This window comes from Flavobacterium sp. 40-81 (genome assembly GCF_001898245.1).
Lineage (GTDB): Bacteria > Bacteroidota > Bacteroidia > Flavobacteriales > Flavobacteriaceae > Flavobacterium > Flavobacterium inviolabile.
The window spans coordinates 92853-117207 of sequence record NZ_MKTM01000033.1 but is presented as its reverse complement, the minus strand read 5'-3'; the positions used below and the strand labels follow the sequence as shown (position 1 = coordinate 117207).

Below are 24355 nucleotides of genomic sequence, written 5' to 3'. Positions count from 1 at the left end.
TTATTTTATATGTACGTCCACTTCTACGTTCATTCCCGGACGTAATAATTTTACTTTTTCGGCATCGTTATTTCCTGTTAATTTGATTTTTACAGGTAAACGCTGAATGGTTTTTACAAAGTTTCCGGTAGCATTATCCGGAGGCAGGATTGAAAAACGGGCTCCGGTAGCCGGTGAAAACGAATTGATTTCCCCTTCAAACTTATAATCAGGGTAGGCATCTACTTCAATGATTACTTTTTGTCCGGCTCTCATTTTGTTAAGCTGTGTTTCTTTAAAATTAGCTACAATCCAGGTTTCCTGGTTGTTAATGATATAGAACAGCGCCTGTCCCGGTTGTACCATTTGTCCCGGCTGGATATCAATGCTTGAAACCTGTCCGTCAATAGCTGCTGTAACTACAGTGTAACCTAAATTTAAGGCTGCAGCATCAAGAACCGCCTGTGCTCTTTTAATGTTGGCAGCGGCAACAGAAGTCTGTTTGTTGGCAACAGTTGTTTTAGAAACCACAGCATCACGTTGGTGTGCGCTGGCATTGCGTTGCTGTTGTAAAACTTCAACTTCTTTTTCGGCCTCTTGTTTGGCCGCTAAAGCCTGCTCATACTGTTGTTTTGTTATCGAATGATTTTTGTAAAGATTCTCGTAACGCTCGAAATCGTTTTTCGCTCTTCCGTAACGGATTTTTGCAGCATCAATGTTTCCTACATTCGACTGGATTGTCGCATCGGAAATAGAAATATTGGCAGCAGAAGCACTAACATCGGCTTTGCTTACTTCCAAAGAACTTTCAGCACTCGCTAATGCCGCTTTGGCTTCTTCCACTTTTACTAAATAATCTTTATTGTCGATTACAAATAAAGTATCTCCTTTTTTTACAAAGTCATTGTCTTTTACATAAACTTTGGCTACATAACCCGATACTCTTGGTATAATAGGGTTCATGTTTTTTTCAATTTGAGCATCATCAGTTTCTTCGTGAGCCTGTGCATGCATATATTTAAAGATTCCGTAAACAGTTCCTAAAACAACTAAGGAGCCCAGAATGATTATGAATTTTTTATTAGATGGTTTCTTTTCCATGATCTTAAAGAAATTAGTATTAGTTTTTGGTAAGGGTTGCTGTTGCTGTTAATTTTCCGCTGGCTGCTAAAGCATCATAGTATTTTTCAATACTGTTGGCTTTCGAAAAGGCCAGGTTTATTTTGGATTGCAGCTGTTCTACATCGGCTTCCAGCAAATCATTGGTATCCGAAAGACCGTTGTCGTATTTGTCTTTTACAATACGGTAATTTTCGGTAGCCTGTTCTACGGCTTCCTGGTATACTTTGTTTTGTTTGATTGCCAGCTGGTAGTTTTCATTTGCCTGTTGTGTTTCCACTTTTACGCGGTCGGTCATGATCTCTACAGCCTGTTCTGCCTCATGCGCTTTGCTTTTGGCGGCTTTTACTTCTTTTCCGTTTTTGAAAATAGAAGACAAGTCATAGGAAACACCAACACCAAAATTCATCGCATTGGTTACCGTCATCACATTTTGCAGATCCAAAGCAATATAACCGCCCATCAGTGAAATAGAAGGGTAGTAGCTCCCTTTGGCAACCTTAACATTCGTTTCGGCAGCTTTGTGTTGCGAACGCATGGCTTCAAGGTCATTTCTTCCGGTTAAAGCTTCGTCCACACTCGCGTTAAAAGAAGCATTTTTTTCAAAAACCGCTTCATTCGGAACAACTTGTGTGCCTTCGGCCAGTTTTAAAAGTGTGATCAGCTGATAATTCACCGTGCTGACATTTTTTTTCGCTTCTTCCAGGGCAATTTTGTAGTTCGAAACCTGTAATTGCGCTTTTAATAAATCATTACGGGCAATCAATCCGTTTTGCTCCATTGCTGTAAAATCTTTTACACGTTGCTCGGCACTTTTAATGTTTTCGGCAATTAAAGATGTGCTTTCCTGCGCTTTAAAAAGGTTTACATACAATTTTACAACATCCAGTGCCAGCTGCTCTTTTGTATTCTTAGCGGTATATTGCTCCGCCTGATAAAGGTTTTCTGCAGCTTTGATGTTGTTCTGGATTTTAAATCCGGCAAAAAGGGGTAGGGAAGCACTAGCTTGTCCTAACATTAACTGATTCACTTTTGGTGCAGCTCCCGATTCTTCTCCGCTTCCTCCAAGTTTTAGCTTGACGTCGGCGTTCGTTAATCGTTGGTATTGACCGCTGATTTTTAAATCAGGGTACTGACGATTTTTGACCGTTTGCATTTCAAATTCCTTTGTAGCGACTTTAGTGTCGGCTAATTTTGCTTCGGTACTTTGTGTCATAGCCAGTTGTATCGCTTCATCCAATGACATTTTCTTTTTCTCCTGAGCTTCAGAAGTGAAAACGCCAAAAAGGAAGAAGGCTCCCAACCAGATGGAACTATTCTTCATAGGTTAAAAGTGCTTTAATTGTTTTCTGAATGTGTTTTGTTAAATCATTTTTGATGTAGTGGTCGTATTTATCATCGGTGTCAAGACCTAATAGTTCGGCATAAAAAGTTTTATTCATCTGGAAATGAAAATAGGCACCCATGATGGTTGGAGGAATCAGGGTAACATTAATATCCTTTTTAAACTGTCCTAAATCCTGACCTTCTCTGATAATGTCTTTTAGCGCTTCAAGATTGTATCGTTTAACCTCATTAAAGGATTCGCAGTTAATTTCCCGTTTCTTCGAGCTGATCTCAAAGTGAATGATCTGATACATCCCCTTATTTTTATTGATGCGGGTAATGTATAGCTCGATTAGCTTGTCAATCTTTTCAAAAGGGGTAAGTGCTTCTTTATACAGGTTTTCGATTTGCAGACGCAGGCCTGCTATTCTTCCAATGATTAAAGCTTCCAGTAGTTTTTCTTTGGAGCCAAAATAGTAAGATATCATGGCAACGTTAATGTTCGCTTCTTTGGCAATGTCTCTGACGGAAGTGCCGTCAAAACCATGTTCGGAAAACAACCGTTCTGCTACCGACAGAATCTCCTGTTGTTTATCGTTAAAATCAGACATCATTTACATTGTTAAAATGAGACTGCAAAATTAAACACTTGTTTAAATTAAACGTTTGTTTAGTTTTAATTTAACGTTATTTTAACTAAATTAAAAAGAGGCTGATGCTACGCTATTCCTATGATTGTAGAAAGAAATTACAGGCTATAGCCTTGAAAATAAAACAAAAAGGGCAGGACAGAATAACAGAAATAATTTGTTTTAAGTGCTGCACATATTCCAACTTTTTTATACTTTTACCCACCGCAACTGCGCTAAAAGCAAGAACAGCTTTTCAAACGAAAAACTGCTCTTTTACAACCGGATAAAAGATTATCCGGAATCATAAATAAAATCGATAGCTATTCGCTAATTTATTTTAATTCAGTATTTTGTACTGCATTAGTTAAATGATACTTTTAATAAAACTTTCAATGCCGTCTATTTTGTTGTGCTTAAGGTAATTGACGAAAGCACTGCCTATAATGGCACCTTTTTGATGCCTGACAGCCTCCGAAAACGTTTCGGAATTACTGATTCCGAAACCGACAATCTGCGGATTTTTCAACTTCATTCTGGCAATCCTTTCAAAGTAATCTTTTTGTTCCGTGCCAAAAGCATTCTGGCTTCCGGTTACACTGGCACTGCTCACCATATAAATAAATCCGTTTGAAATACTGTCGATGTATTCGATGCGCTCAACCGATGTTTGAGGTGTTATTAAAAAGATATTGATCAGTCCGTTTTTCTCGAAAATGGCTTTGTAATCCTGATCAAAAACGGTCACCGGAAGATCCGGAATGATCAAACCGTCAATGCCGATTTCGGCACATTTTTCACAGAATTTTTCAACGCCATATTGCAGAATAGGATTGAAATAGCCCATAATCAATAACGGAATTTGTACTGTTTTCCGAATGTCTTTTAGCTGTTCAAACAGTAAATTGGTTGTCATGCCGTTTTCCAGTGCCTGTGTGGAACTGGCTTGAATTGTTGGCCCGTCGGCTAAGGGATCACTAAAAGGCAATCCGATTTCAATCATGTCAACACCGCTTTTTTCCAGATTTTCAATAATGGAAACAGTGTCGTTGCGATTCGGATAACCCGCTGTAAAGTATATAGACAATATTTTTTTGTCTTCCTGAAGTTTTATATTGATGCGATTCATTGTTAGATACGGTTTTTGATTTTTGAGGTTTGAAGTTAGATATACGATGTTTGATTTTTGAGGTTTGATATGGGATATATGAGGTTTGATATATGAAGTTTGATGTGCGATATTAGAAGTGAGAAGTTTGATGTTGGATACCCCACACTTCTAAAATCATATATCTACCTCATACTTCTAATATCATATATCTAAAATCCTACTTCTAACCTAATCTCAAATGTTTTTTATTTTTTTAATGGATGCAACCATAATGGCTACAATTTCATCGGATTCCTGTATTAATGGTGTTATTTCGGCAGTGATGTTTATTTTTTGATGAATAGTAATATCCGATAATAGCTCTAAAAAATAGTGGCTTTCATCGGCTTCTTCTTCAACTATTTTTAATTTATAAATAAAATCAGCTGTAGATTTAGCTCTTTGTGATGCCCTGTAGTTAGCTCCAACCGAACTGGAGCACCGTATTAGTTGATTTACATAAGCATTGTACTCTCTGGTTTTTGGCAGCTTACTACAAAGCATCCAGCAGTCAATTGCAAATTTCTTTGTCCGTTTGATCATTATTTCTTTCATGGCGTATAAGGTTAGTAACTACAAGATAAGACAAATTTTGAGGTTAGAGGTTAGATTTTTGAGGTTAGATATATGAGGTAAGAGGTTTGATATGTGAAGTAAGAGGTTAGATATTTCTCTGTAAATCGAATTTCATACTTCTAATATCACATATCTAAAATCACACTTCTAATATCGTATATCTAAAATCCTACCTCTAAATATTCTCTAATATCCAAAATATCCTATATAGGTGTTTAAGTCCTTATCGCCGCGACCGGACAGGTTAATCACAACGATATCGTCTTCTTTAAATTGTTGCTGTTCCAAAACGGCAAGGGCGTGGGCACTTTCAATTGCCGGAATAATACCTTCCGTTTTACACAAATTCAATCCGGATTGCATGGCTTCATCATCGGTTACCGCGACAAATGCTGCGCGGCCGCTTTTAAACAAATGGGCATGCAACGGACCGACGCCGGGATAATCCAACCCGGCTGAAATAGAATAGGGTTCCGTGATTTGTCCGTCTTCAGATTGCATCAGTAACGTTTTGCTGCCGTGTATAATACCGGTTTTACCTAAAGCGGAAGTTGCAGCACTTTCTCCGGAGTTGATCCCTTTTCCGGCCGCTTCCACAGCAATTAACGTAACCTTTTCATCGGCTAAAAAGTGATAAAAAGCACCGGCTGCGTTACTGCCGCCGCCAACGCAGGCAACTACATAATCCGGGTTTTCCGTGTCTTCTTTTTCGAATAACTGCTTTTTGATTTCCTCCGAAATAATGCTCTGAAAACGGGCAACCATGTCCGGATACGGATGTGGCCCCACAACCGAACCGATGATATAATAGGTATCAACAGGATTATTGATCCAGTCACGGATCGCTTCATTAGTAGCATCTTTAAGGGTCCTGGAACCGGATTTTGCCGGACGTACTTCGGCACCGAGCATTTTCATTCGTGCCACATTCGGAGCCTGGCGTTCAATGTCGATTTCTCCCATATAAACAATACATTCCAGTCCCATTAAAGCACAAACGGTAGCGGTGGCAACACCATGCTGTCCGGCTCCGGTTTCGGCTATGATCCTGGTTTTGCCCAATCGTTTGGCTAATAAAATCTGCCCGATCGTATTGTTTATTTTATGTGCACCGGTATGGCATAAATCCTCTCTTTTCAAATATACCTTTGTTTTGTATTGCTGTGATAACCGTTCGGCAAAATACAAAGGCGTAGGACGGCCTACATAGTCACTCAGTAATTGCTGTAATTCTTCGCGAAAAGAAGATTCCTGAATAATCGACAGGTATTTTTCCCGTAATTCGGCTACATTCGGGTATAGCATTTCCGGTATGAAAGCTCCGCCAAATTCACCATAATAACCCTGTTCGTCTGCCTGATATGTTGTTTTCATGTGGTAATGTTGTTAATCGTTAAAATTGCTTCTTCACAAAGCGTTTCGTTTTTTAGTCCGGGTGCTGTTTCTAATTTACTGTTGAGATCTATCGCATAAACCGGTAATCCGGTTTCCAGTAAAAGGGAGATGTTTTCCCAATCCGCTACGCCTATACCGCCGCTAAGGAAGAATGGTTTTGAAGACGGATACTGTTGCAGGATGTTCCAGTCAAAAGCAAAGCCGTTTCCGCCGGGTAATTTTCCTTTGGTATCAAATAAATAGTAATCGCATGCCATATCATAAGCTTCGAGTATCTTGAAATCAAAAGAAGGATCCATTGAAAATGTTTTGATGATTTCAATACCCGGAAGTGCTTTTAGTGCCAGACAGAAGTCGGCGGATTCTTCCCCGTGCAATTGTACCGCCTGTAAATCATATTGCTTCACTTTTGCCGTTATTACGGCTATTGATGCATTTACAAATACACCGGTTTTTTTAACTGTACCAGCAATTTCCGGAACAACGGCATCGAAATAACGCGCTGATTTTTCATAGAAAATAAAGCCCAGATAGTCCGGTTGTAACGCTGCAATTGCCTGTATGTTTTCGGAATATTTCATGCCGCAGATCTTTACCTGAATCCTGTTTTTCATACCGTTACATTTATTTGATTTATAAAATCTTTGCAGGCTTTACCTGAATCATTACTTTTCATAAAGTTTTCACCAATCAGATAGCCTTTATAACCATACGGTTGCAGGGCGTGAACGGCTTGAACGGTACTGATCCCGCTTTCGGAAACTTTTACAAAATCATCCGGAATGAAGGCTGCCAGCTGCCTGCTGTAATCCAGGCTCACCTCAAATGTTTTCAGGTTACGGTTGTTCACCCCAATCATGTTCAGGCTCGGCATCACTGCTTTTTTCAATTCTTCCCGGTTGTGTACTTCCAGCAGTACTTCCAATCCTAAACACTGGGCAAATTCGGAGAGCTTTTTGATTTCGGCTCTGGACAAAACAGCAGCGATCAATAAAATAAGATCGGCGCCATAAGCTTTCGCTTCCAGTATCTGATATTCGTCAATAATAAACTCTTTTCGCAATAAAGGAAGGTTTACCGAAGCCCTTGCCAGTAGCAGATCCTCCAAAGAACCGCCAAAATATTTCCCGTCTGTCAAAACGGAAATACCACAGGCACCGGCATTTTCATAACCTTTAACGACTTCTTCAACACTAAAGCTGTTATTGATAACCGACTTTGAAGGCGACCGCCGCTTGTGTTCGGCAATTATCCCTGAAGTACTGTTTTTTAAATTATGGCTCAAAGAAAGGGGCGTGCGTTCAAACAAGGCGGCAGCTTCCAGTTGGGAAACCGGGATTATTGTTTTCTTTAAGGCCACTTCGCGGCGTTTGTAGCTGATAATAGCATCTAAAATGTTCATCTTTCTTTTAATTATTGCTGATACGTTGTAATTTTTTCAGGCTATCCAATGCCTTTCTGCTGTTTAAGCTTTCCTTAGCCAGTTCATAACCATCCTGTAGTGTAAGATTGTTAACCGTTGCGATGGCCAGACCGGCATTGGCGCAGACCACATTGTTCTGGGCCTCGGTTCCTTTTCCGGAAATAATATCCATAAACAGCTGAGCCGATGCTGCAATAGTCGTTCCGCCTTTAATGTCGGCAGCCTTTAACGGCTGTAAGCGGAAATCTTCCGGTTTTAAAATCTGCTCCCGCTGTTTGGAAATCACTTTGGTATTACCGGTTAACGATATTTCATCATAGCCGTCGAGGCTGTTCAGGATGGTAAAATTGATCGTGGTATTCTGGTATAAATAGGCATACATACGGGCTAATTCTAAGTTAAAAACACCAACCAGCTGATTCTTTGGAAAAGAAGGATTAACCATTGGTCCCAGCATATTAAAAAATGTTTTTACGGCCAGTTCCTTGCGAATGGGGGCTACGTTTTTCATAGCCGGATGAAACAGCGGCGCATGCAGGATGCTGATATTGGCTTCTTCCATGCAGTGCTGTAAAAAGCCGGTATCGTTACTAAAACGGATGCCAAGGCTTTCCATGACATTGCTGGAACCGGAAATGGAAGAAACCCCATAGTTTCCGTGTTTGGCGACTTTTATTCCCGTTCCGGCTACAATAAAAGAAGCCAGGGTGGAAATATTAAAAGTATCTTTTCCGTCACCGCCGGTTCCGCACAGATCAATAGTGTTGTATGCGGAGAAATCTACCGGGATGCAAAGCTCCAATAAAGCTTCCCGAAATCCGGCCAGCTCGTCAATACTGATGTTGCGCATCATATAGACCGTTAAAAAACCGGCAATCTGGCTCGGGTTGTATAAACCGTTTGAGATATTGACCAGTACGTTTTTTGCTTCTTCTTTCGAAAGCAGCTCCTGATTAATTAATCTGTTTAATATTTGTTTCATGATTTTTAGGTATAAGTTGTGCCGGGCTTCAAATTTTTCAATTTAAAACCAAATCGTTTTTGATGTAGTATGTGTTTGTTATTTAGTTATTTACCCAGTTTTTAAGGATGGTTTTTCCTTCCGGGGTAAGAACGCTTTCCGGATGGTATTGCACACCCCGGACATCGAATGTTTTATGGCGCAGCGACATGATCTGACCGCTATCGTCCACAGAGGTGATTTCCAGTACTTCCGGGAAATCATCCGGGTTAACAACCCAGGAGTGGTAACGGCCCACTTCAATATTTTCCGGTAAACCGTTAAACAGGGATTCGTCGCCAACCGTTATCGTCACCGGTGTTGCCACACCGTGATACACTTTTTCCAGGTTTATCAGACTTCCGCCAAAGACTTCTCCGATAGCCTGCTGACCGAGGCAGACACCCAAAATACTTTTGGTAGGCGCATAGGTGCGGATCACTTCTTTTAACAGTCCTGCTTCATCGGGAATTCCGGGACCGGGAGAAAGTAAGATCTTGTCAAAGTTTTTGATCTCCTCAATATGAAACGCATCGTTGCGATAAACCGTTACTTCACAGTCTAAATCTTCCAGATAATGTACCAGATTGTAGGTAAAACTATCGTAATTGTCTATAACTAATATCTTTTTCATGAGGTTGTCTTTTGATAAATGTTGCTGTTTGCCTTTTTCTATTGCTTTTTTAATTAAATCGTTTCCGCTACATCGAGCGCCTTGTTGAGTGCTCCCAGTTTGTTGTACACTTCCTGCATCTCATTTTCTGCAACGGAACCGGATACAATTCCGGCGCCGGCCTGGTAGTGTAATGTATGATTTTTGCTTAAAAAAGTACGGATCATAATTGCGTGATTAAAATTACCGTCAAAATCCATAAAACCAATAGCCCCGCCATAGAAATTTCTGGATATATTTTCAATTTCTTCAACCAGCTGCATGGCTTTGTGCTTTGGAGCGCCGCTTAACGTTCCGGCAGGAAAAGTATCGGCAACCGTTTGCATCGTTGTGGCATTGTCCTGCAGGCTGCCGGTTACTTTGGAAACCAGGTGTATCACATGGGAAAAGAACTGAATCTCTTTATATTTTTCCACTTTAACGCTGTGTCCGTTCCGGCTCAGATCGTTTCGGGCAAGATCAACCAGCATTACGTGCTCACTGTTTTCTTTCGGATCTTCCGATAATTGCTTGGCGAGCAACGCATCATGTTCGTCATTTCCGCTCCGTTTAAAGGTTCCGGCAATGGGATGAATCTCTGCCTTTCTGTTTTTAACAACCAGCTGCGCTTCCGGTGACGAACCCATGATTTTGAAATCGCCATAGTCAAAAAAGAAAAGATAAGGCGAAGGATTGATGTTTCGCAAAGCTCTGTATACATTAAATTCATCACCTTTGAAGGACTGTGAAAACCGTCGGGACAATACCAGCTGGAACACATCGCCGCGATAACAGTGTTTTTTGGCAATGGCAACGTTTTGTTGGAATGCTTCGTCGGTAAGATTGGAAATGGTTTCTCCTTCTTTGGCAAAAGAATAACTGGCAAAATTTTTAGCCTGCAACAGTTGTTCTATTTCGGGTATGTTGTTCTGGTTTTCAGTGCTGTGGCAAAAAATATAGGCTTCATTGTTAAAGTGATTGATCGCAATGATGTTCTGATATATCGCATAATAAATGTCCGGAATCTGTAAATCACCTTGCTTTTTGGTGATGTCCACGGCTTCAAAATAACGAACGGCATCATAGGCTATATAGCCAAACAAACCGTTGTTGATAAACTTAAAGGCATTTTTTTCTGTTTGAAACTGTGCGGCAAAAGCTTGAATAACTTCCGGTATACTGGTTTCTTTCTGAATGGCTTCCGTTGTAAGGCTTCCGTCCGGATAGGATTTGACAATGTTTTCCTGCTGAATTTTAATACTTGCAACAGGATTACAGCAGATATAGGAAAAACTGTTGTTATTAGCATGATAGTCACTGCTTTCCAGCAGCAGGCTGTTGGGAAACTTATCGCGTATTTTCAGGTAAACGCTCACCGGAGTTATCGTATCGGCAAGGATTTGTTTGTATGAAGTATGTAGTTTATATTTTTTCATGATTTTTGAATAAGAAATATTAGAAAACAAAAAAGGCTTGTCGTGATGACAAGCCTTATATCTATTTTGGTTTTAAAAATACAGATAGGAGGTTTCGCTCACGATATTCGACGTAAGTTACTCCACCACCAAGTATTGTTTAAAATTGTGTTCATGTTTTTTATTTGTGCTACAAAGGTATAAAAATGATTTTCATTTATGCAAGAGAATTTTAAATAAAATAACAAAAATACTGCTTAGAGTGTGTTTTATAACATTTTAAAGCTTATCCTTGACGTCAGACAAAGGTTTTCCTTTTAGCTTTTGATAGTACAAATGTTTGGGGCTGCCAATAATCTGGGAAGTGTAAATACCGGTATGACCCGAGAAAAAATAGGCCACCACACAGGCAATGGCAATATAGATACCGCTGTCAACACCAAAAAGCTCTATGCCCATGATGGTACAGGCAATAGGCGTATTGGTTGCTCCGGAAAACACTGCAACAAATCCCATTCCGGCCAATAACGCAACAGGAAGCGGTACAAACCAAAAGAGCGCATTGCCCAAAGCAGCACCGATAAAGAACAATGGCGTGACTTCACCGCCTTTAAACCCGGCACCTAATGTAAAAGAAGTAAACAGTATTTTTAATAAAAAATCATAGGAATCCAGCTGCTGGTCAAATGCGTCAACGATAGTCGGAATACCCAAACCAATGTATTTTGTGGTTCCCATGCCGTAAACTGCCAAAGCAATAACAAGACCGCCAATCAGCGGACGTAACGGCGGGAAAGGGATATTCTTTTTAAAAATTGTACCCCAAAAATGAGTAGCTTTTGAAAAAAACATTGCGGTCAGTCCGAACAAGATTCCGGCGAATAACGACCATAACAGGTTTAAAGCGGTCATTTCCGGTATGCTGGGAATACTGTAATGCGTATGATTCACATGCCATGCCATGCAGCTGTAATGTGCAATGACTGCCACCAATACACTTGGTAAAATCGCTTCATAGCGGATGCGTCCCAGAACCATTACTTCCAAAGCAAAAACAGCCCCGGCAAGCGGTGTCCCGAAAACGGAGGCAAATCCGGCACTGATCCCCATAATGAGGATGATTTTCCGGTCATCGTTATTCAGTGAAAACCAACGGGAAAACTGGTCGGCAATGGCACCGCCCATTTGTACAGCTGTTCCTTCACGGCCGGCAGAACCGCCAAAAAGATGGGTCATTAAAGTGCCGAACAAAACCAAAGGCGCCATCCGGAACGGGATGATCTTTTTAGGGGAATGAAACTCTTCCAATAGCAGGTTATTGCCCTTAACAACACTTTCACCCAGATAATGATAACTCAGCCCGATAAGCAATCCGGCTACGGGCAGCAAACAAATGATCCAGACATGATTTTCGCGGTAATTGGTAACCCGGTCTAATGAAAGCAGGAAAAAAGCCGAGACGGAACCGATGATCGTACCGATAATCGCCGCAAGCAAAAGCCAGCGAAATAAAAAAGCCAGTAAAGGAAGTTGCGGAAAATTGGCAAAGTGTCGGTTAAAAGAGTGTTTATCCATAATTGTCTTGATTACATGCATCTATAGTGGCATAAGCCATTCAATAGACGTCATCAGCTTTTTAAGGCGGTTCAAGGCAGACATCATTGCCGTATTTGTACTACAAATGTAAAAATAAAAACAAGAATGGTATTTTTTTATGGTCTGTTTTTTTATCCTGAGCAAAGGAATTCGGTATATATCCCAAAATTTTAGCCTAAGTCCAAAACGAACTACCGTTATACAAAGAAAAGATGAACATTATTGCGGTTCAGCTTTATGCCGGAAAGATGAACATTTACATGCATGCAATGACACAGCCGGAGTACTCACCGTTTATCCTTTTGCGCTCAAAAAGGATAAAGTTCAGGGTAAAATAATCGTTTCGAAACAGCCGGCTGTATTGGAAATCGATCCGGATGTAAAGAATATTGATACTTTTAATGAAGACAACCGGAAAGAAATCGATTAAAATTTTGTTAAAGGAAAATTTATGGAAATAGACGCTAAAAGCTGATTTTTATACGTTTTTCAAATGAAAAAGACTATTTTTGAGATTCCTTTTGAGAAAAATTTATTTCAAAAAATATTTTTTATTTGGAGCGTAATTAAAAAATGTTATAAGTTTGCAGTGTTCAAAACAGAATAAAAAAATGAAAAATCAGGTTTTATGTATGGCGATGTGTATGTGCTGCTCAGTTTATGAGGAGGTACCTGCTATTCGTTAATGTCAATAAAACATTTCCAATATCAGTAAAACTCCTCAGGCAATTGAGGAGTTTTTTTTTACGCTTAATTTTTCTAAAAACACAAAATAAAATAAAGATGAACACGACAACGGCTATAACAACATTACGAACAGCATCTGCAGCTTGTATGATGATGATGTGTTGTATGCGAAATTTCGCAAGAGGCCGTCTGTCATACTATTTGCTGTAAAAAATAGTATCCCGTAATAGAAGCCTCTTGAATTCAAGAGGCTTTTTTTATACCCATTTATCACGATTGCAAACAAAACAAACAATGAACGAAACGATAATTAATACGCTAAAACAAGGAAAGGATATTGCCGAAAGCCTGAAATTCCTGTCTGAAAACATCATGGGAAAGATTGTTTTTTCTACCAGTTTCGGTATTGAAGACCAGCTAATCACCGATGCTATCTTTTCACAGCAATTGCCCAACATAACGGTTTTCACGCTGGATACGGGCAGACTGTTTCAGGAAACCTATGCCACCTGGGATAAGACAATATTACAATACGGTAAAAAAATAAAAACCTATTACCCGGATGCTGCCAACCTGGAAACATTTGTAACCGAAAAAGGGATCAACCCTTTTTATGAAAGTATCGAACTCCGGAAGCAATGCTGCCACATCCGGAAAGTGGAACCCTTAAAAAGAGCCTTGAAAGATGCGGAAGTCTGGATCACCGGATTGAGAGCCGAACATTCCCCAAACCGGAACAGCCTGGAAATAGTACAGTGGGACGAACAATACCAGTTGTATAAATTCAATCCGTTACTGCACTGGACCACGGAAGAAGTAAAGGAATATGTCACCAAAAACGCCATCCCGTATAATGTGCTACACGACAAAGGATTTGTAAGCATTGGTTGCGCTCCCTGTACCAGAGCGATTAAAGAAGGAGACGATTTCAGAGCCGGAAGATGGTGGTGGGAAGATACTTCTAAAAAAGAATGCGGATTACACAGTTAAAATAAAACAGATAAAACAAATTGAATATGAGTAACTCAAAAGAATATTTAAACCAATTAGAAGACGAAGCCATTTACATTCTTCGTGAAACAGCGGCACAGTTTGAAAAACCGGCTTTATTGTTTTCCGGCGGAAAAGACTCAATCGTTTTGGTTCATTTGGCTCTGAAAGCCTTCCGTCCGGGGAAATTTCCGTTTCCGTTAGTCCATATCGATACCGGGCATAATTTTCCGGAAGCCATTGCTTTCAGAGATTATCTGGTGAATCAGATTGGTGAAAAACTGATTGTAGGCTCGGTTGAAGACAGTATCAAAAAATACAATCTGAAAGAAACTCAGGGACGTTTTCCTTCCCGGAATGCTTTACAAACCTATGCTTTGCTGGATACCATTCAGGAAAATGAATTTGATGCCTGCATTGGCGGTGCACGGCGTGATGAAGAAAAAGCCAGAGCGAAAGAGCGTATTTTTTCCGTTCGGGACGATTTCGGACAATGGGATCCCAAACTGCAGCGCCCCGAATTATGGGATATTCTCAACGGAAAAGTAGCCAAAGGACATAATGTCCGCGTGTTCCCGATTAGTAACTGGACAGAACTGGATGTCTGGAACTACATCCAGAAATACAACATCGAACTGCCGGAGCTGTATTTTGCGCATGACAGGGAATGTATCGTTCACCTAGATAAACTGGTCGCTACTTCAGCCTTTATTCAGCCGTTGCCAACGGATACCGTGGTGGTCGAAAAAGTGCGCTACAGAACGGTAGGCGACATGACCTGTACCGCAGCGGTTCCTTCTGAAGCCGCCACAGTACAGGATATTATTGAAGACATTATTCAGACAAGGATCAGCGAACGCGGGCAAACCCGACTGGACGACCAGCTTTCGGAAGCCGCGATGGAGGACCGTAAAAAACAAGGCTATTTCTAAAATGGTCTTGCAGCTAACGAACTAAAATATAAGCAATAAGGATTTGTAAATCCGCAAAAAAAGAAACAGCATGAACACCTTAAAATTTATAACAGCAGGAAATGTAGACGACGGTAAAAGTACCTTGATAGGCCGGTTGCTTTATGATTCCGACAGTATACATACCGACCAGCTGGGAGTATTGCAGCAACAGACAAAACAGGAGGGAGTCACTATCGATTTGTCGTTAATCACCGACGGACTGCGTGCCGAAAGAGAACAGGGAATCACGATAGACGTAGCCTATAAATACTTTTCCACCAGAAAAAGGAAATTCATTATAGCCGATGCGCCCGGCCACGAGCAATATACCCGGAACATGATTACCGGAGCTTCAAACTCCGATTTGATTATTATTCTGGTCGATGCCCGCAAGGGAATTACGACCCAAACCAAACGTCATGCCAGTGTGGGATCCTTAATGGGCATTAAAAAAGCTATTATTGCCATCAACAAAATTGACCTGGTGGATTATTCCGAAACGGTTTTCAATACGATTAAAGCCGGTTTCGAAAGCATAAAAGGAAACCTGAACTATGATGAAGTGGCCTATATTCCGGTTAGCGCTTTGGTTGGGGATAATATCGTCGCAAAATCGGCGAAAACCCCATGGTTTGAAGGCGATACTTTATTGAGTACGCTGGAACATATCGAAATACCGTCCAAAGAAAATTTAGCGACCCGTTTTCAGGTACAATGGGTTATTCGTCCCAAAGACGAAGAAAATCACGACTACAGAGGATATGCCGGGCAGATATTAAGCGGAAGCTACACAACCGGAGATACGGTAAAAGTACTGCCATCCGGAATTGAAACGACTATCGTAAAGATTGAAAAACACCAGCAAAGCATTGACAGCGCTAAGGCGGGTGACAATGTGGTTTTGCACCTGGCAGACAATATAGACATCAGCCGCGGGGACAGTATTGTCAAAACAACCGAATTGCCAACAACTTCCAACGAACTTAAAACCTGGGTATGCTGGCTGGATAATACGCCGCTGCAAATTGGAAAAACCTATTTGCTGCAGCATCGTTTCAGAACCGTTCGGGTAAAAATTCAGGCTGTAGACCGGAAATGGAATGTTAACGAATGGCAGTTTAACGACACAGCAGAAGTGAAACTTAACGATATCGGGCAAATTTCATTACGGGCAAACCAACCGTTATTCTTCGATGCTTTTGAAGAAAATTCCAAAAGCGGTAATGCTATTTTAGTTGATGAAACTACTTTTAATACAGTGGGCGCCCTGATGTTTTTAGCATAAAGTATGGCACATCCGATTTACAATAAGAACAGGCAGAAAATCCGGAAGTTACCGGATAAAGCCGAAACGGAAGCCTGGGTGGAACACATCTTCCAATGGCTGTTTTCGATAGGGGAAGACTATTCCGATGCCGATTTTTTTACCGCCCGCGAAGCAGTGTTAAAAACGAAACTGGAAAAAATATTGAACAGCGTTTTGACGGATCATGAAACAAAAACAGTCGTAAAAGACTTTTTTAACGCTCTGGAAACAATTCACAGCTGGCTGGAAGCCGATCTGGAAGCTGTTTTCAACTTTGATCCGGCAGCGAAATCCCGTAGTGAAGTATTGGTGGCCTATCCCGGTTTTTTTGCCATTGCCATTTACCGGTTGGCACACCAGCTCTGGAAAAGCAAGGTTCCGGTAGTACCCCGGCTGATCTCGGAATACGTACACAGCAAAACCGGAATTGACATTCATCCCGGAGCGAAAATAGGAGAGCGGTTCTTTATCGACCACGGAACCGGTATTGTTATAGGCGAAACCACGGTAATCGGGAATGATGTGAAGATCTACCAGGGGGTAACACTGGGAGCCTTACATGTCAGTAAGGCTAAAGCCGAAGAAAAAAGGCATCCCACTATTGGCAACAACGTGATTATTTATGCCAATGCCACCATTTTGGGCGGCAATACCGAAATAGGGAATGATGCCATTATAGGAGGAAATGTCTGGATAACCAATTCCATTCCTAAGCAATCACTGGTATACCATAAAAGTGAAATCGTAATTAAAAACAAAGCACCGTTTCCGGAGCCATTGAATTTTGTCATATAAAACAACAACAAAACAACAAAACAACAAAACAATAAAAATGAAAGCACATAATATTTTAGAAACGATAGGGAATACACCCGTTGTACAACTTCAGAAACTATTTGAAGGGAACAAAAATGTATGGATTAAACTGGAAAAAAACAATCCGGGAAACAGCATCAAAGACCGTATTGCCCTGGCAATGATTGAAGATGTCGAACAGAAAGGGCTGTTAAAACCGGACAGTGTGATTATCGAACCTACTTCCGGAAATACCGGTATCGGACTGGCATTGGTGGGCGCCGTAAAAGGATACCGTGTGATTTTGGTCATGCCGGAATCGATGAGTGTAGAGCGACGAAAACTAATGGAAATCTACGGAGCGGAATTTGAACTCACGCCAAGAGAAAAAGGAATGAAAGGCGCGATTGAAAAAGCGAACGAACTGGTTTCCCAAATTCCGAATGCCTGGTCGCCGCAGCAATTTGACAATCCGGCGAATGTAGCGATCCACGAAAAAACAACTGCTCAGGAAATCATCAGTGATTTTCCGGAAGGAGTGGATTACCTGATAACCGGCGTTGGAACCGGCGGACATATTACCGGGGTTGCGAAAGTTTTAAAGGCAAAATATCCGCATATAAAAGTTATCGCGGTAGAACCGGAATTGTCTCCGGTATTAAGCGGAGGAGCGCCGGGACCGCACCCGTTGCAGGGAATCGGAGCCGGATTTGTACCGGCTGTCTTCCAAAAAGAATTAATAGATGAAGTGGTTCAGATCGGTAAGGACGAAGCCTTCGAATATGCCCGTGCCATTGCTAAAAAAGAAGGAATACTGGTAGGGATTTCTACCGGAGCCTCTTTAGCTGCTGTGGCTAAAAAGCTGGATGAAATTCCCGATGGCGCGACCGTACTGACCTTTAATTATGACACCGGGGAACGTTACCTGTCCATCGAAGGATTGTATTAATCCGTAAACAAAAGAAAAACCAATGAGTATAGAAAACAAAGGGAAAGTAATATTAGCCGGAGCCGGTCCGGGCGATCCCGATTTAATAAGCGTAAAAGCACTGAAATATTTACAAACAGCCGATGTCATTCTGACCGACAGATTGGTTTCGCCGCAAATGATAGCCGATAATGCAAAGAAAGCCGCGATAATTATATATGTAGGAAAACAATGTTCGAAAGGAATACACACGCCACAAAGTGACATCAATACATTAATGGTGGAATTTGCGAAGCAAAACAAACTGGTATTGCGACTAAAAGGTGGAGATGCTTCGCTTTTTTCGAATGTTTTGGATGAACTTGAAGTGTTAAAAGCAAATCACATTCTGTATGAGATTGTTCCCGGAATATCGGCTGCTTTTGGTGCTGCTGCCTATACCGGAATCCCTTTAACAGCAAGGGAACACGCCAGGGGAGTACGCTTTTTAACCCTGTTCGACCTGAGTACGGTTACCGCGCTGCAATGGACCGATTGGGCAACGACAGACGATACCCTTGTTTTCTATATGAGTGGACAGCGGTTGCACCAGCTGGCGAACTATTTACTGACAAACAATATTGATGTAAACAAAGGAATAGCTGTTGTCCAGCAGGCGACAACCCCTTTTCAGAAAACCAGGGTTTTTTCCTTTGAAGAACTAAAAACAAAAGAATTGCCGGCATTTGAATATGTCCCTACTTTATTAATAGTAGGAAATGTGGTCAACCTGCACCGTCATTATGCCTGGTTTAAGGAACAATCCAAAGCAAGCTCTTATTTCGATAACCATATAATAAACTTACAACATGCTGGCTGAAAATAAATTAGTAGTCTTAAAAGATCTGGTAAAACAGTATTCCCGGGAAGAAATCATCTGGACAAGCGGTTATCTCGCCGGTATTCTAGCGCAGCATGAACCACAGCAGCAACCGGAAATCATAGCGGAAGTTGTGGTCAAACCAACCATTATTTATGGAACGGAAACCGGGAATTCTAAAAAACTGGCATCACAATTACAGGCGGTATTAAAGAAAAACAAAATACAGTCCAAAGTAGTGGATGCCTTTCAGTATCCGGTTGAGAAAATTGAAAAAGAAGACTTTGTGATTGTGATCATGAGTACTCAGGGAGAAGGAGATCCGCCGCAGAATGCGATCAAATTTTTTGATAACCTGAGCAATACTGCTGCAAACCTTTCCAAAACCAGATTTGCCGTTTTAGGATTAGGCGATTCTTCTTATCCGTTATTCTGTAAGGCGGGTGAAGTTATAGACGGACAGTTTGAACGGTTGGGAGCACAGCGGGTGATTGCCTTTCAGAAAGCCGATGTGGATTATGCTCCGGTTGCCGAAAGCTGGTTTGCCGAAATCCTGAAAGTGCTTCAGCATACGGGAACAGCAACAGCTTCCGAACCGAAAAAGAGTACCGCCAATGCAGCTTCCCATAAAAAAACGTATGAAGGGATTATAACGCATAAAGTTATTTTAAACGACCGGGATTCAAATAAGGAAACCTATCATATTGAGATCGTATCCGAAGCAGAAATTGCCTATGAACCCGGCGATGCCATAGGGTTTTACCCTAAAAACAACCCGAATGAAATAGCTGCAATAGCCGCTTTGTTTGGAGCTGAACAACAAAGCCGGGAGCTTACTGATAAAAATATCAGGGGATTGTCTAAAAAATCATTGGATGCTATAGGGCGGTTGTTGAATGTGGCTATTACAGAAGATAAAGCCGATTTACTGGATATCCTGGAAAAATATCCTGCTCAGGAAGCGATTTCATGGGATGCTTTGATTGCGCTGCTGCACCCGATAGCTCCGCGTTTGTATTCCATTTCTTCTGCATTGGAAGCCCATGAAGGAGAAGTACACGTTACTGTGAACCGGAATACGTTTACCGTTGACGGAATTCAGAAAACAGGCTTATGTTCCCAGTTTCTAGCCGATTATGAAAAAGACACCCCAATAAGCTTTTACATTCATAAAAACCAGAATTTCAGATTGCCGGAAGAAGACAAGGACATTATTATGATAGGACCGGGAACGGGGATTGCCCCATTCCGAAGCTTTCTGGCACACCGCGATGCTACTGGCGCGGAAGGTAAAAACTGGCTGGTTTTCGGAGAACAGCATTTTGTTTCCGATTTCTATTATCAGACGGAAATACAGGAATGGCTGGCTACCGGCGTACTGACAAAACTGGACACAGCTTTTTCCCGGGATCAGAAACATAAGATCTATGTTCAGGACCGGTTAAAGCAGCAGGCGAAAGAATTTTACGAATGGCTGTCCAACGGTGCCTATATATATGTGTGCGGACAAAAAGACCCGATGAGTACCGATGTGGAAAACACCATACTGGAAATTATAGCAACAGCAGAAAACATCAGTATTCCGGAAGCGAAGCATATATTGGATAACCTGGAAACAGAAGGACGCTATCAGAAAGATGTGTATTAGAACAACGTATAAAATAATAAAATGAGTAACGATAAATTATCCCCGATTGAAGCCATAAAAGTAAAGAGTGACGGACTTCGAGGCACATTAAAAGAGAGTTTAACAGACAACCATACCGGTAATGTCCGTCCGGACGATGAAGCACTGGTGAAATTCCACGGAATGTATGTTCAGGATGACCGGGACAGAAGAGCAGAAAGAGCAGCGAAAAAACTGGATAAGCTGTATTCTTTTATGATTCGGCTGCGTATTCCGGGAGGAGTGATCACTGCCGACCAATGGCTGGCTACCCATGAAATTTCGGAAGAATACGGAACCGGAACTTTAAAAATTACAACCCGGCAGACCATTCAGCTGCACGGATTGCTAAAACACCAGTTACAGCCTACTATCCAGGGATTTCTGTTAGCAAAACTGGATTCCATTGCTGCCTGTGGCGATGTAAACCGGAATGTGACCTGTAGCTCGCATCCGCAGGTTTCGCCTTTGTTTCAGCAGATATATGATTATGCCGATAAGATCTCGACATTGCTGCTGCCCAAAACGCAATCGTATTATGAAGTGTGGATAGACGGAGAAAAGATCTACGAACGTTCCAGCGAAGCCGATCCGCTGTATCAGGATCGCTATCTGCCGAGGAAATTTAAGATTGCGATCGCGATTCCGCCATCGAACGATGTGGATGTGTTTTCGAACGATATCGGATTGATTGCCATCATTAAAGACGGTCAGTTAAAAGGATTCAATATTGCCATTGGAGGCGGTTTGGCAACCACACACGGTAACCCGAATACCTATTCGCGCCTGGCAACCATCATTGGATTTACCGATACCGAAGCCAAAACACTGAAAGCCGTTTATGAAGTGCTGACCATTCAGCGGGATTATGGCAACCGCAGCGACCGGAAATTATCCCGTTTAAAATATACGGTCGATAAATTAGGAGTCGATAATTTTAAAAAAGAACTGGAAAAAAGAATCGGATTTGCGCTGCTTCCGGAAGAAAGTTATGCGTTTACGGAAAGAAATGACCGTTACGGATGGCAGGAAAACTATGAGAACAAATGGTTTTATACCTTGTTTGTGGAGCATGGTGTGATAAAATCGTATCAGAAACAATTTCTGTATGAACTGGCGCAATTGCAAATATCCGATTTCCGCTTTACCTGTAACCAAAACCTGATTTTGGGAGAGATTTCCGCAGCCAATAAAGAAAAGGTTACGGCACTGATCGCGAAATATAAAATTGAAGAGCAGGATAGTGCGATGCGAAAAAGCTCGATGGCCTGTGTGGCGATGCCTACCTGTCCGTTAGCTTTAGCCGAAGCACAGCGCTACTTACCAGAATTGGTCACTAAAATCGAACCGTTCCTTAAAAAATATGATCTGGAGCAGGACGAGATCAGTATCCGGATGACAGGATGCCCGAATGGCTGCGGCCGGCCTTATTTGGCCGAAATAGGCTTTGTGGGCACCGGACCGGGGCAATATAATTTAATGCTTGGCGGCGACCGTTTAGGAAACCGCCTGAATCAGGTTTATAAAAAGCAGCTTACAGAAACAGAAATATTGACGGAACTGGATGGTCTTTTTGACCAGTACACAAAAGAGCGTATACAGCATGAAACATTCGGAGATTTTACCCACAGGAAATTTTTTGCGGTTCACTAAACGATCCGGTTCGGTCATCGTCCTGTTTGTATCCTGTTCGCTATTGGCTCAAAAATCGGTTACGCATCAGCAATTGCTTTGGTATGGGTATTATAATACTTTAAAGATAAATAAAAACTGGAACGTGTTAAGCGAGGTTCAGGAAAGGCAGTTTTACAATCCCACCGCACAGCATCAGCTGGTTTTCAGGAGTAATATCCAGCGGAAGCTGATTGATAACTGGAATGCTTCGGCCGGAATGACGCTCTTTTTGCAAAGCCCGCAGGATCCGGAAGCGGAGAGCAGCCTGATCGTTCCCGAATTGCGTCCGGATATTGGTTTTGACAATAAGCAAAAGTTCTCTTTTATGACAATTTCGCACCGCTATAAAGCCGAAGCCCGTTTTTTTCACGATACGGAAAATAATGAACTGAGCGGCGGTTACCGTTTTTCAAATTTCCGGTTCCGCTATCAGCTGGGCTTTGATATTCCGGTTATCCGAAAAAAGCACACCAGAGAAGAGATGATAACGGTTAAGGTAAAAGATGAGGTGATGTTTAATGCTGGCAGTACCATTGTAAAGAATGTTTTCGACCAGAACCGTATTTATGCCGCAGTCAATTACCGGCTGAATCCTGCCTTTGCCGTGGAGGTTGGCTATATGAACTGGTACCAGCAGCGCACTTCCGGAACGGAATATTATGACCGTGATATTCTCAGAATATCCTTGTTTCACACGATATCTTTAAAAAATAAATAAACATGGAAAATACATTATTTCCAATATTTTTAAAAACCGATACCTTCCGTTTCCTGATTGTAGGCGGTGGGAAAATTGGTCTGGAAAAAGCAGAAACACTATTAAGGCAGAATCCACTGGCTGCCATCCGGATTATTGCCCGGGAAATCAGCAATGATTTATGGGAATTACTAAGAGAATATCCGCATATCGAATGGGAGGAACGTGCTTTTGCCGATGGAGATCTGGCCGCTGCCGATTTCCTGATCATTGCTACGGACAATACCGGATTGAACCGCGAAATCAAGGAACGGGCCAATGAGAAAGGGATCCTGGTAAATGCCGCCGATCAGCCCGATCTGTGCGACTTTTATCTGGGTTCGATAGTGAATAAAGGCCATTTAAAAATTGCAATTTCCACCAATGGAAAGTCACCGGTTTTAGCCCGTCGTTTGCGGGAACATTTGCAGGAAGCCATTCCGGAAAATATTCACGACAGCATTGAAAATCTGAATGCTTTCCGGGCGAGGCACAAAGGAGATATACAAACAAAGCTGGCTTCCCTGAATCAGGCAACGGCATTGCTGGTTAGCCGGGATAACAGTAAAAAAGAAGGGAAGCAGTACAAAGAGCTGACTTTTGAAATAGCGGTTGTTTTTCTGGCTGTTTTCTTTGGATACGGATTGTCCTCGGTAATTTCGGTTCATGACCTGAATGGTTATATCCGGGAAATTCCGCCGGCTTTTTACGGGATGGTACTGGTTGGTTTCTTTGCGCAGCTGGTTGATGGTGCTGTCGGACTAGGCTATGGCGTAACCTGTGCGACCAGTATGATGCTGTTTGGAATTAAGCTTCCGGCCATTAGCGGCAGTATTCACACCGCCGAAATGTTTTCCAGCGGAATCAGTGGTTTTTCCCATTATAAATTCGGGAATGTCAACAAAAAACTATTGTTATGGCTGGCTATTCCGGGTGTTGTTGGTGCCGTGAGCGGCGCTTTACTGCTCATTTATCTCGGGAACAAATACGAAACGGTTACCTATGCTATTTTAGCATCCTATACGATGATTATCGGGATACGGCTTATTATTATTGCTTTTCGCAAAAAGATTGTCCGAAAGAAAGTAAAACACACAGGATTATTAGGTTTTTCCGGCGGACTTTTTGATGCATTTGGCGGTGGCGGCTGGGGACCTATTGTGACTTCTACCTTATTGGCCAAAGGACGAAAATCCAGCTATGTGGTGGGTACCGTTAGTCTGGCAGAGTTTTTTGTAACGCTGGCGGCTTCCATTACATTTTTTGCTTCTTTGGGCGTAAGCCACTGGTATATAGTGATCGGTTTAATTGTGGGCGGTTCCATAGCCGCACCGTTAGCGGCACGATTAGCCGGTAAGTTACCGCAAAAAACAGCAATACTGGCAGTTGCCTTTTTAGTCATTATATTCAGTATCCGAATGCTGTTTAAGATTTTTTAAACGCAAAATAAATCCAATAAAAAAGAGGCTGTCATCTGACAACCTCTTTTCTTTTTCATAGC

Annotated in this window: 23 protein-coding genes and 1 riboswitch; of the genes, 11 read left to right on the top strand and 12 right to left on the bottom strand. The window is 41.7% G+C overall.

From position 1 onward, the window contains the following. From BGO42_RS13675 to BGO42_RS13620, 12 genes are all read right to left on the bottom strand, one after another. The gene (locus tag BGO42_RS13675; RefSeq protein ID WP_273244824.1) at window positions 1–1080 is read right to left on the bottom strand and encodes an HlyD family secretion protein; all 1080 of its coding nucleotides are present in this window, start codon (window positions 1078–1080) and stop codon (window positions 1–3) included. A gap of 19 nt (window positions 1081–1099) precedes the next feature. Beyond that, complete coding sequence (locus BGO42_RS13670) at window positions 1100–2422, bottom strand: TolC family protein (RefSeq protein WP_273244825.1); 1323 nt, start codon at window positions 2420–2422, stop codon at window positions 1100–1102. Next, window positions 2412–3038, bottom strand: coding sequence for a TetR/AcrR family transcriptional regulator (locus BGO42_RS13665; protein WP_317168370.1), 627 nt, complete (start codon window positions 3036–3038; stop codon window positions 2412–2414). The genes BGO42_RS13670 and BGO42_RS13665 overlap by 11 nt, the downstream gene beginning before the upstream one ends. A 382-nt stretch (window positions 3039–3420) precedes the next feature. Further along, window positions 3421–4182, bottom strand: coding sequence for a tryptophan synthase subunit alpha (gene trpA, locus BGO42_RS13660; protein WP_273244827.1), 762 nt, complete (start codon window positions 4180–4182; stop codon window positions 3421–3423). 216 nt (window positions 4183–4398) lie between these two features. Beyond that, window positions 4399–4758 (bottom strand): four helix bundle protein, encoded by a 360-nt coding sequence (locus BGO42_RS13655; protein ID WP_273244829.1) that lies wholly within the window; start codon window positions 4756–4758, stop codon window positions 4399–4401. Window positions 4759–4965: 207 nt separating this feature from the next. Continuing rightward, the gene (gene trpB / locus BGO42_RS13650) at window positions 4966–6153 is read right to left on the bottom strand and encodes a tryptophan synthase subunit beta (RefSeq protein ID WP_273244831.1); all 1188 of its coding nucleotides are present in this window, start codon (window positions 6151–6153) and stop codon (window positions 4966–4968) included. Continuing rightward, window positions 6150–6788, bottom strand: coding sequence for a phosphoribosylanthranilate isomerase (locus BGO42_RS13645; protein ID WP_273244833.1), 639 nt, complete (start codon window positions 6786–6788; stop codon window positions 6150–6152). Before BGO42_RS13645 ends, trpB begins: the two co-directional genes overlap by 4 nt. Next, window positions 6785–7576, bottom strand: coding sequence for an indole-3-glycerol phosphate synthase TrpC (gene trpC / locus BGO42_RS13640; RefSeq protein WP_273244834.1), 792 nt, complete (start codon window positions 7574–7576; stop codon window positions 6785–6787). The genes BGO42_RS13645 and trpC overlap by 4 nt, the downstream gene beginning before the upstream one ends. A 7-nt stretch (window positions 7577–7583) precedes the next feature. Further along, window positions 7584–8579 (bottom strand): anthranilate phosphoribosyltransferase, encoded by a 996-nt coding sequence (trpD, locus tag BGO42_RS13635; RefSeq protein ID WP_273244836.1) that lies wholly within the window; start codon window positions 8577–8579, stop codon window positions 7584–7586. 82 nt (window positions 8580–8661) lie between these two features. Continuing rightward, the gene (locus tag BGO42_RS13630) at window positions 8662–9231 is read right to left on the bottom strand and encodes an anthranilate synthase component II (RefSeq protein WP_273244837.1); all 570 of its coding nucleotides are present in this window, start codon (window positions 9229–9231) and stop codon (window positions 8662–8664) included. 53 nt (window positions 9232–9284) lie between these two features. Further along, window positions 9285–10685: an anthranilate synthase component I family protein gene (locus BGO42_RS13625; RefSeq protein WP_273244839.1), complete on the bottom strand. Its 1401-nt coding sequence runs from the start codon at window positions 10683–10685 to the stop codon at window positions 9285–9287. 258 nt (window positions 10686–10943) lie between these two features. Continuing rightward, on the bottom strand, window positions 10944–12239 hold the full coding sequence (locus tag BGO42_RS13620; RefSeq protein WP_273244841.1) for a voltage-gated chloride channel family protein: 1296 nt from the start codon (window positions 12237–12239) through the stop codon (window positions 10944–10946). A gap of 37 nt (window positions 12240–12276) precedes the next feature. Next, window positions 12277–12339, bottom strand: a riboswitch (Fluoride riboswitch). Window positions 12340–12378: 39 nt separating this feature from the next. On the opposite strand from BGO42_RS13620, the gene BGO42_RS13615 reads away from it, so the two are divergent. From BGO42_RS13615 to BGO42_RS13565, 11 genes are all read left to right on the top strand, one after another. Next, entirely contained in the window at window positions 12379–12690 is a 312-nt protein-coding gene (locus BGO42_RS13615) for a hypothetical protein (protein ID WP_273244842.1), read from the top strand. A 551-nt stretch (window positions 12691–13241) separates the two neighbouring features. Beyond that, window positions 13242–13937 (top strand): phosphoadenylyl-sulfate reductase, encoded by a 696-nt coding sequence (locus BGO42_RS13610; RefSeq protein WP_273244844.1) that lies wholly within the window; start codon window positions 13242–13244, stop codon window positions 13935–13937. A 26-nt stretch (window positions 13938–13963) separates the two neighbouring features. Continuing rightward, window positions 13964–14869, top strand: a complete 906-nt coding sequence (gene cysD, locus BGO42_RS13605) for a sulfate adenylyltransferase subunit CysD (protein WP_273244846.1) — start codon at window positions 13964–13966, stop codon at window positions 14867–14869. 70 nt (window positions 14870–14939) lie between these two features. Continuing rightward, window positions 14940–16175, top strand: a complete 1236-nt coding sequence (locus tag BGO42_RS13600) for a sulfate adenylyltransferase subunit 1 (protein WP_273244847.1) — start codon at window positions 14940–14942, stop codon at window positions 16173–16175. A 3-nt stretch (window positions 16176–16178) separates the two neighbouring features. Continuing rightward, complete coding sequence (gene epsC / locus BGO42_RS13595; RefSeq protein WP_273244849.1) at window positions 16179–16991, top strand: serine O-acetyltransferase EpsC; 813 nt, start codon at window positions 16179–16181, stop codon at window positions 16989–16991. A gap of 37 nt (window positions 16992–17028) precedes the next feature. Beyond that, window positions 17029–17940 (top strand): cysteine synthase A, encoded by a 912-nt coding sequence (cysK, locus tag BGO42_RS13590; protein WP_273244851.1) that lies wholly within the window; start codon window positions 17029–17031, stop codon window positions 17938–17940. A 22-nt stretch (window positions 17941–17962) separates the two neighbouring features. Beyond that, on the top strand, window positions 17963–18778 hold the full coding sequence (cobA, locus tag BGO42_RS13585; protein WP_273244853.1) for a uroporphyrinogen-III C-methyltransferase: 816 nt from the start codon (window positions 17963–17965) through the stop codon (window positions 18776–18778). After that, complete coding sequence (locus BGO42_RS13580) at window positions 18768–20426, top strand: diflavin oxidoreductase (RefSeq protein WP_273244854.1); 1659 nt, start codon at window positions 18768–18770, stop codon at window positions 20424–20426. The genes cobA and BGO42_RS13580 overlap by 11 nt, the downstream gene beginning before the upstream one ends. Before the next feature lie 21 nt (window positions 20427–20447). Further along, window positions 20448–22097: an NADPH-dependent assimilatory sulfite reductase hemoprotein subunit gene (locus BGO42_RS13575; RefSeq protein ID WP_273244856.1), complete on the top strand. Its 1650-nt coding sequence runs from the start codon at window positions 20448–20450 to the stop codon at window positions 22095–22097. After that, entirely contained in the window at window positions 22048–22836 is a 789-nt protein-coding gene (locus BGO42_RS13570) for a DUF2490 domain-containing protein (RefSeq protein ID WP_273244858.1), read from the top strand. The genes BGO42_RS13575 and BGO42_RS13570 overlap by 50 nt, the downstream gene beginning before the upstream one ends. Window positions 22837–22838: 2 nt before the next feature. Beyond that, window positions 22839–24293, top strand: coding sequence for a TSUP family transporter (locus BGO42_RS13565; protein ID WP_273244860.1), 1455 nt, complete (start codon window positions 22839–22841; stop codon window positions 24291–24293). Window positions 24294–24355 lie beyond the last annotated feature (62 nt).

Excerpts from the sequence above, each read along its gene's own strand:
- BGO42_RS13675 (WP_273244824.1), bottom strand. The coding sequence starts at position 1,080 with ATGGAAAAGAAACCATCTAATAAAAAATTCATAATCATTCTGGGCTCC.
- BGO42_RS13670 (WP_273244825.1), bottom strand. The coding sequence starts at position 2,422 with ATGAAGAATAGTTCCATCTGGTTGGGAGCCTTCTTCCTTTTTGGCGTT.
- BGO42_RS13665 (WP_317168370.1), bottom strand. The coding sequence starts at position 3,038 with ATGATGTCTGATTTTAACGATAAACAACAGGAGATTCTGTCGGTAGCA.
- trpA (WP_273244827.1), bottom strand. The coding sequence starts at position 4,182 with ATGAATCGCATCAATATAAAACTTCAGGAAGACAAAAAAATATTGTCT.
- BGO42_RS13655 (WP_273244829.1), bottom strand. The coding sequence starts at position 4,758 with ATGAAAGAAATAATGATCAAACGGACAAAGAAATTTGCAATTGACTGC.
- trpB (WP_273244831.1), bottom strand. The coding sequence starts at position 6,153 with ATGAAAACAACATATCAGGCAGACGAACAGGGTTATTATGGTGAATTT.
- BGO42_RS13645 (WP_273244833.1), bottom strand. The coding sequence starts at position 6,788 with ATGAAAAACAGGATTCAGGTAAAGATCTGCGGCATGAAATATTCCGAA.
- trpC (WP_273244834.1), bottom strand. The coding sequence starts at position 7,576 with ATGAACATTTTAGATGCTATTATCAGCTACAAACGCCGCGAAGTGGCC.
- trpD (WP_273244836.1), bottom strand. The coding sequence starts at position 8,579 with ATGAAACAAATATTAAACAGATTAATTAATCAGGAGCTGCTTTCGAAA.
- BGO42_RS13630 (WP_273244837.1), bottom strand. The coding sequence starts at position 9,231 with ATGAAAAAGATATTAGTTATAGACAATTACGATAGTTTTACCTACAAT.
- BGO42_RS13625 (WP_273244839.1), bottom strand. The coding sequence starts at position 10,685 with ATGAAAAAATATAAACTACATACTTCATACAAACAAATCCTTGCCGAT.
- BGO42_RS13620 (WP_273244841.1), bottom strand. The coding sequence starts at position 12,239 with ATGGATAAACACTCTTTTAACCGACACTTTGCCAATTTTCCGCAACTT.
- BGO42_RS13615 (WP_273244842.1), top strand. The coding sequence starts at position 12,379 with ATGGTCTGTTTTTTTATCCTGAGCAAAGGAATTCGGTATATATCCCAA.
- BGO42_RS13610 (WP_273244844.1), top strand. The coding sequence starts at position 13,242 with ATGAACGAAACGATAATTAATACGCTAAAACAAGGAAAGGATATTGCC.
- cysD (WP_273244846.1), top strand. The coding sequence starts at position 13,964 with ATGAGTAACTCAAAAGAATATTTAAACCAATTAGAAGACGAAGCCATT.
- BGO42_RS13600 (WP_273244847.1), top strand. The coding sequence starts at position 14,940 with ATGAACACCTTAAAATTTATAACAGCAGGAAATGTAGACGACGGTAAA.
- epsC (WP_273244849.1), top strand. The coding sequence starts at position 16,179 with ATGGCACATCCGATTTACAATAAGAACAGGCAGAAAATCCGGAAGTTA.
- cysK (WP_273244851.1), top strand. The coding sequence starts at position 17,029 with ATGAAAGCACATAATATTTTAGAAACGATAGGGAATACACCCGTTGTA.
- cobA (WP_273244853.1), top strand. The coding sequence starts at position 17,963 with ATGAGTATAGAAAACAAAGGGAAAGTAATATTAGCCGGAGCCGGTCCG.
- BGO42_RS13580 (WP_273244854.1), top strand. The coding sequence starts at position 18,768 with ATGCTGGCTGAAAATAAATTAGTAGTCTTAAAAGATCTGGTAAAACAG.
- BGO42_RS13575 (WP_273244856.1), top strand. The coding sequence starts at position 20,448 with ATGAGTAACGATAAATTATCCCCGATTGAAGCCATAAAAGTAAAGAGT.
- BGO42_RS13570 (WP_273244858.1), top strand. The coding sequence starts at position 22,048 with ATGAAACATTCGGAGATTTTACCCACAGGAAATTTTTTGCGGTTCACT.
- BGO42_RS13565 (WP_273244860.1), top strand. The coding sequence starts at position 22,839 with ATGGAAAATACATTATTTCCAATATTTTTAAAAACCGATACCTTCCGT.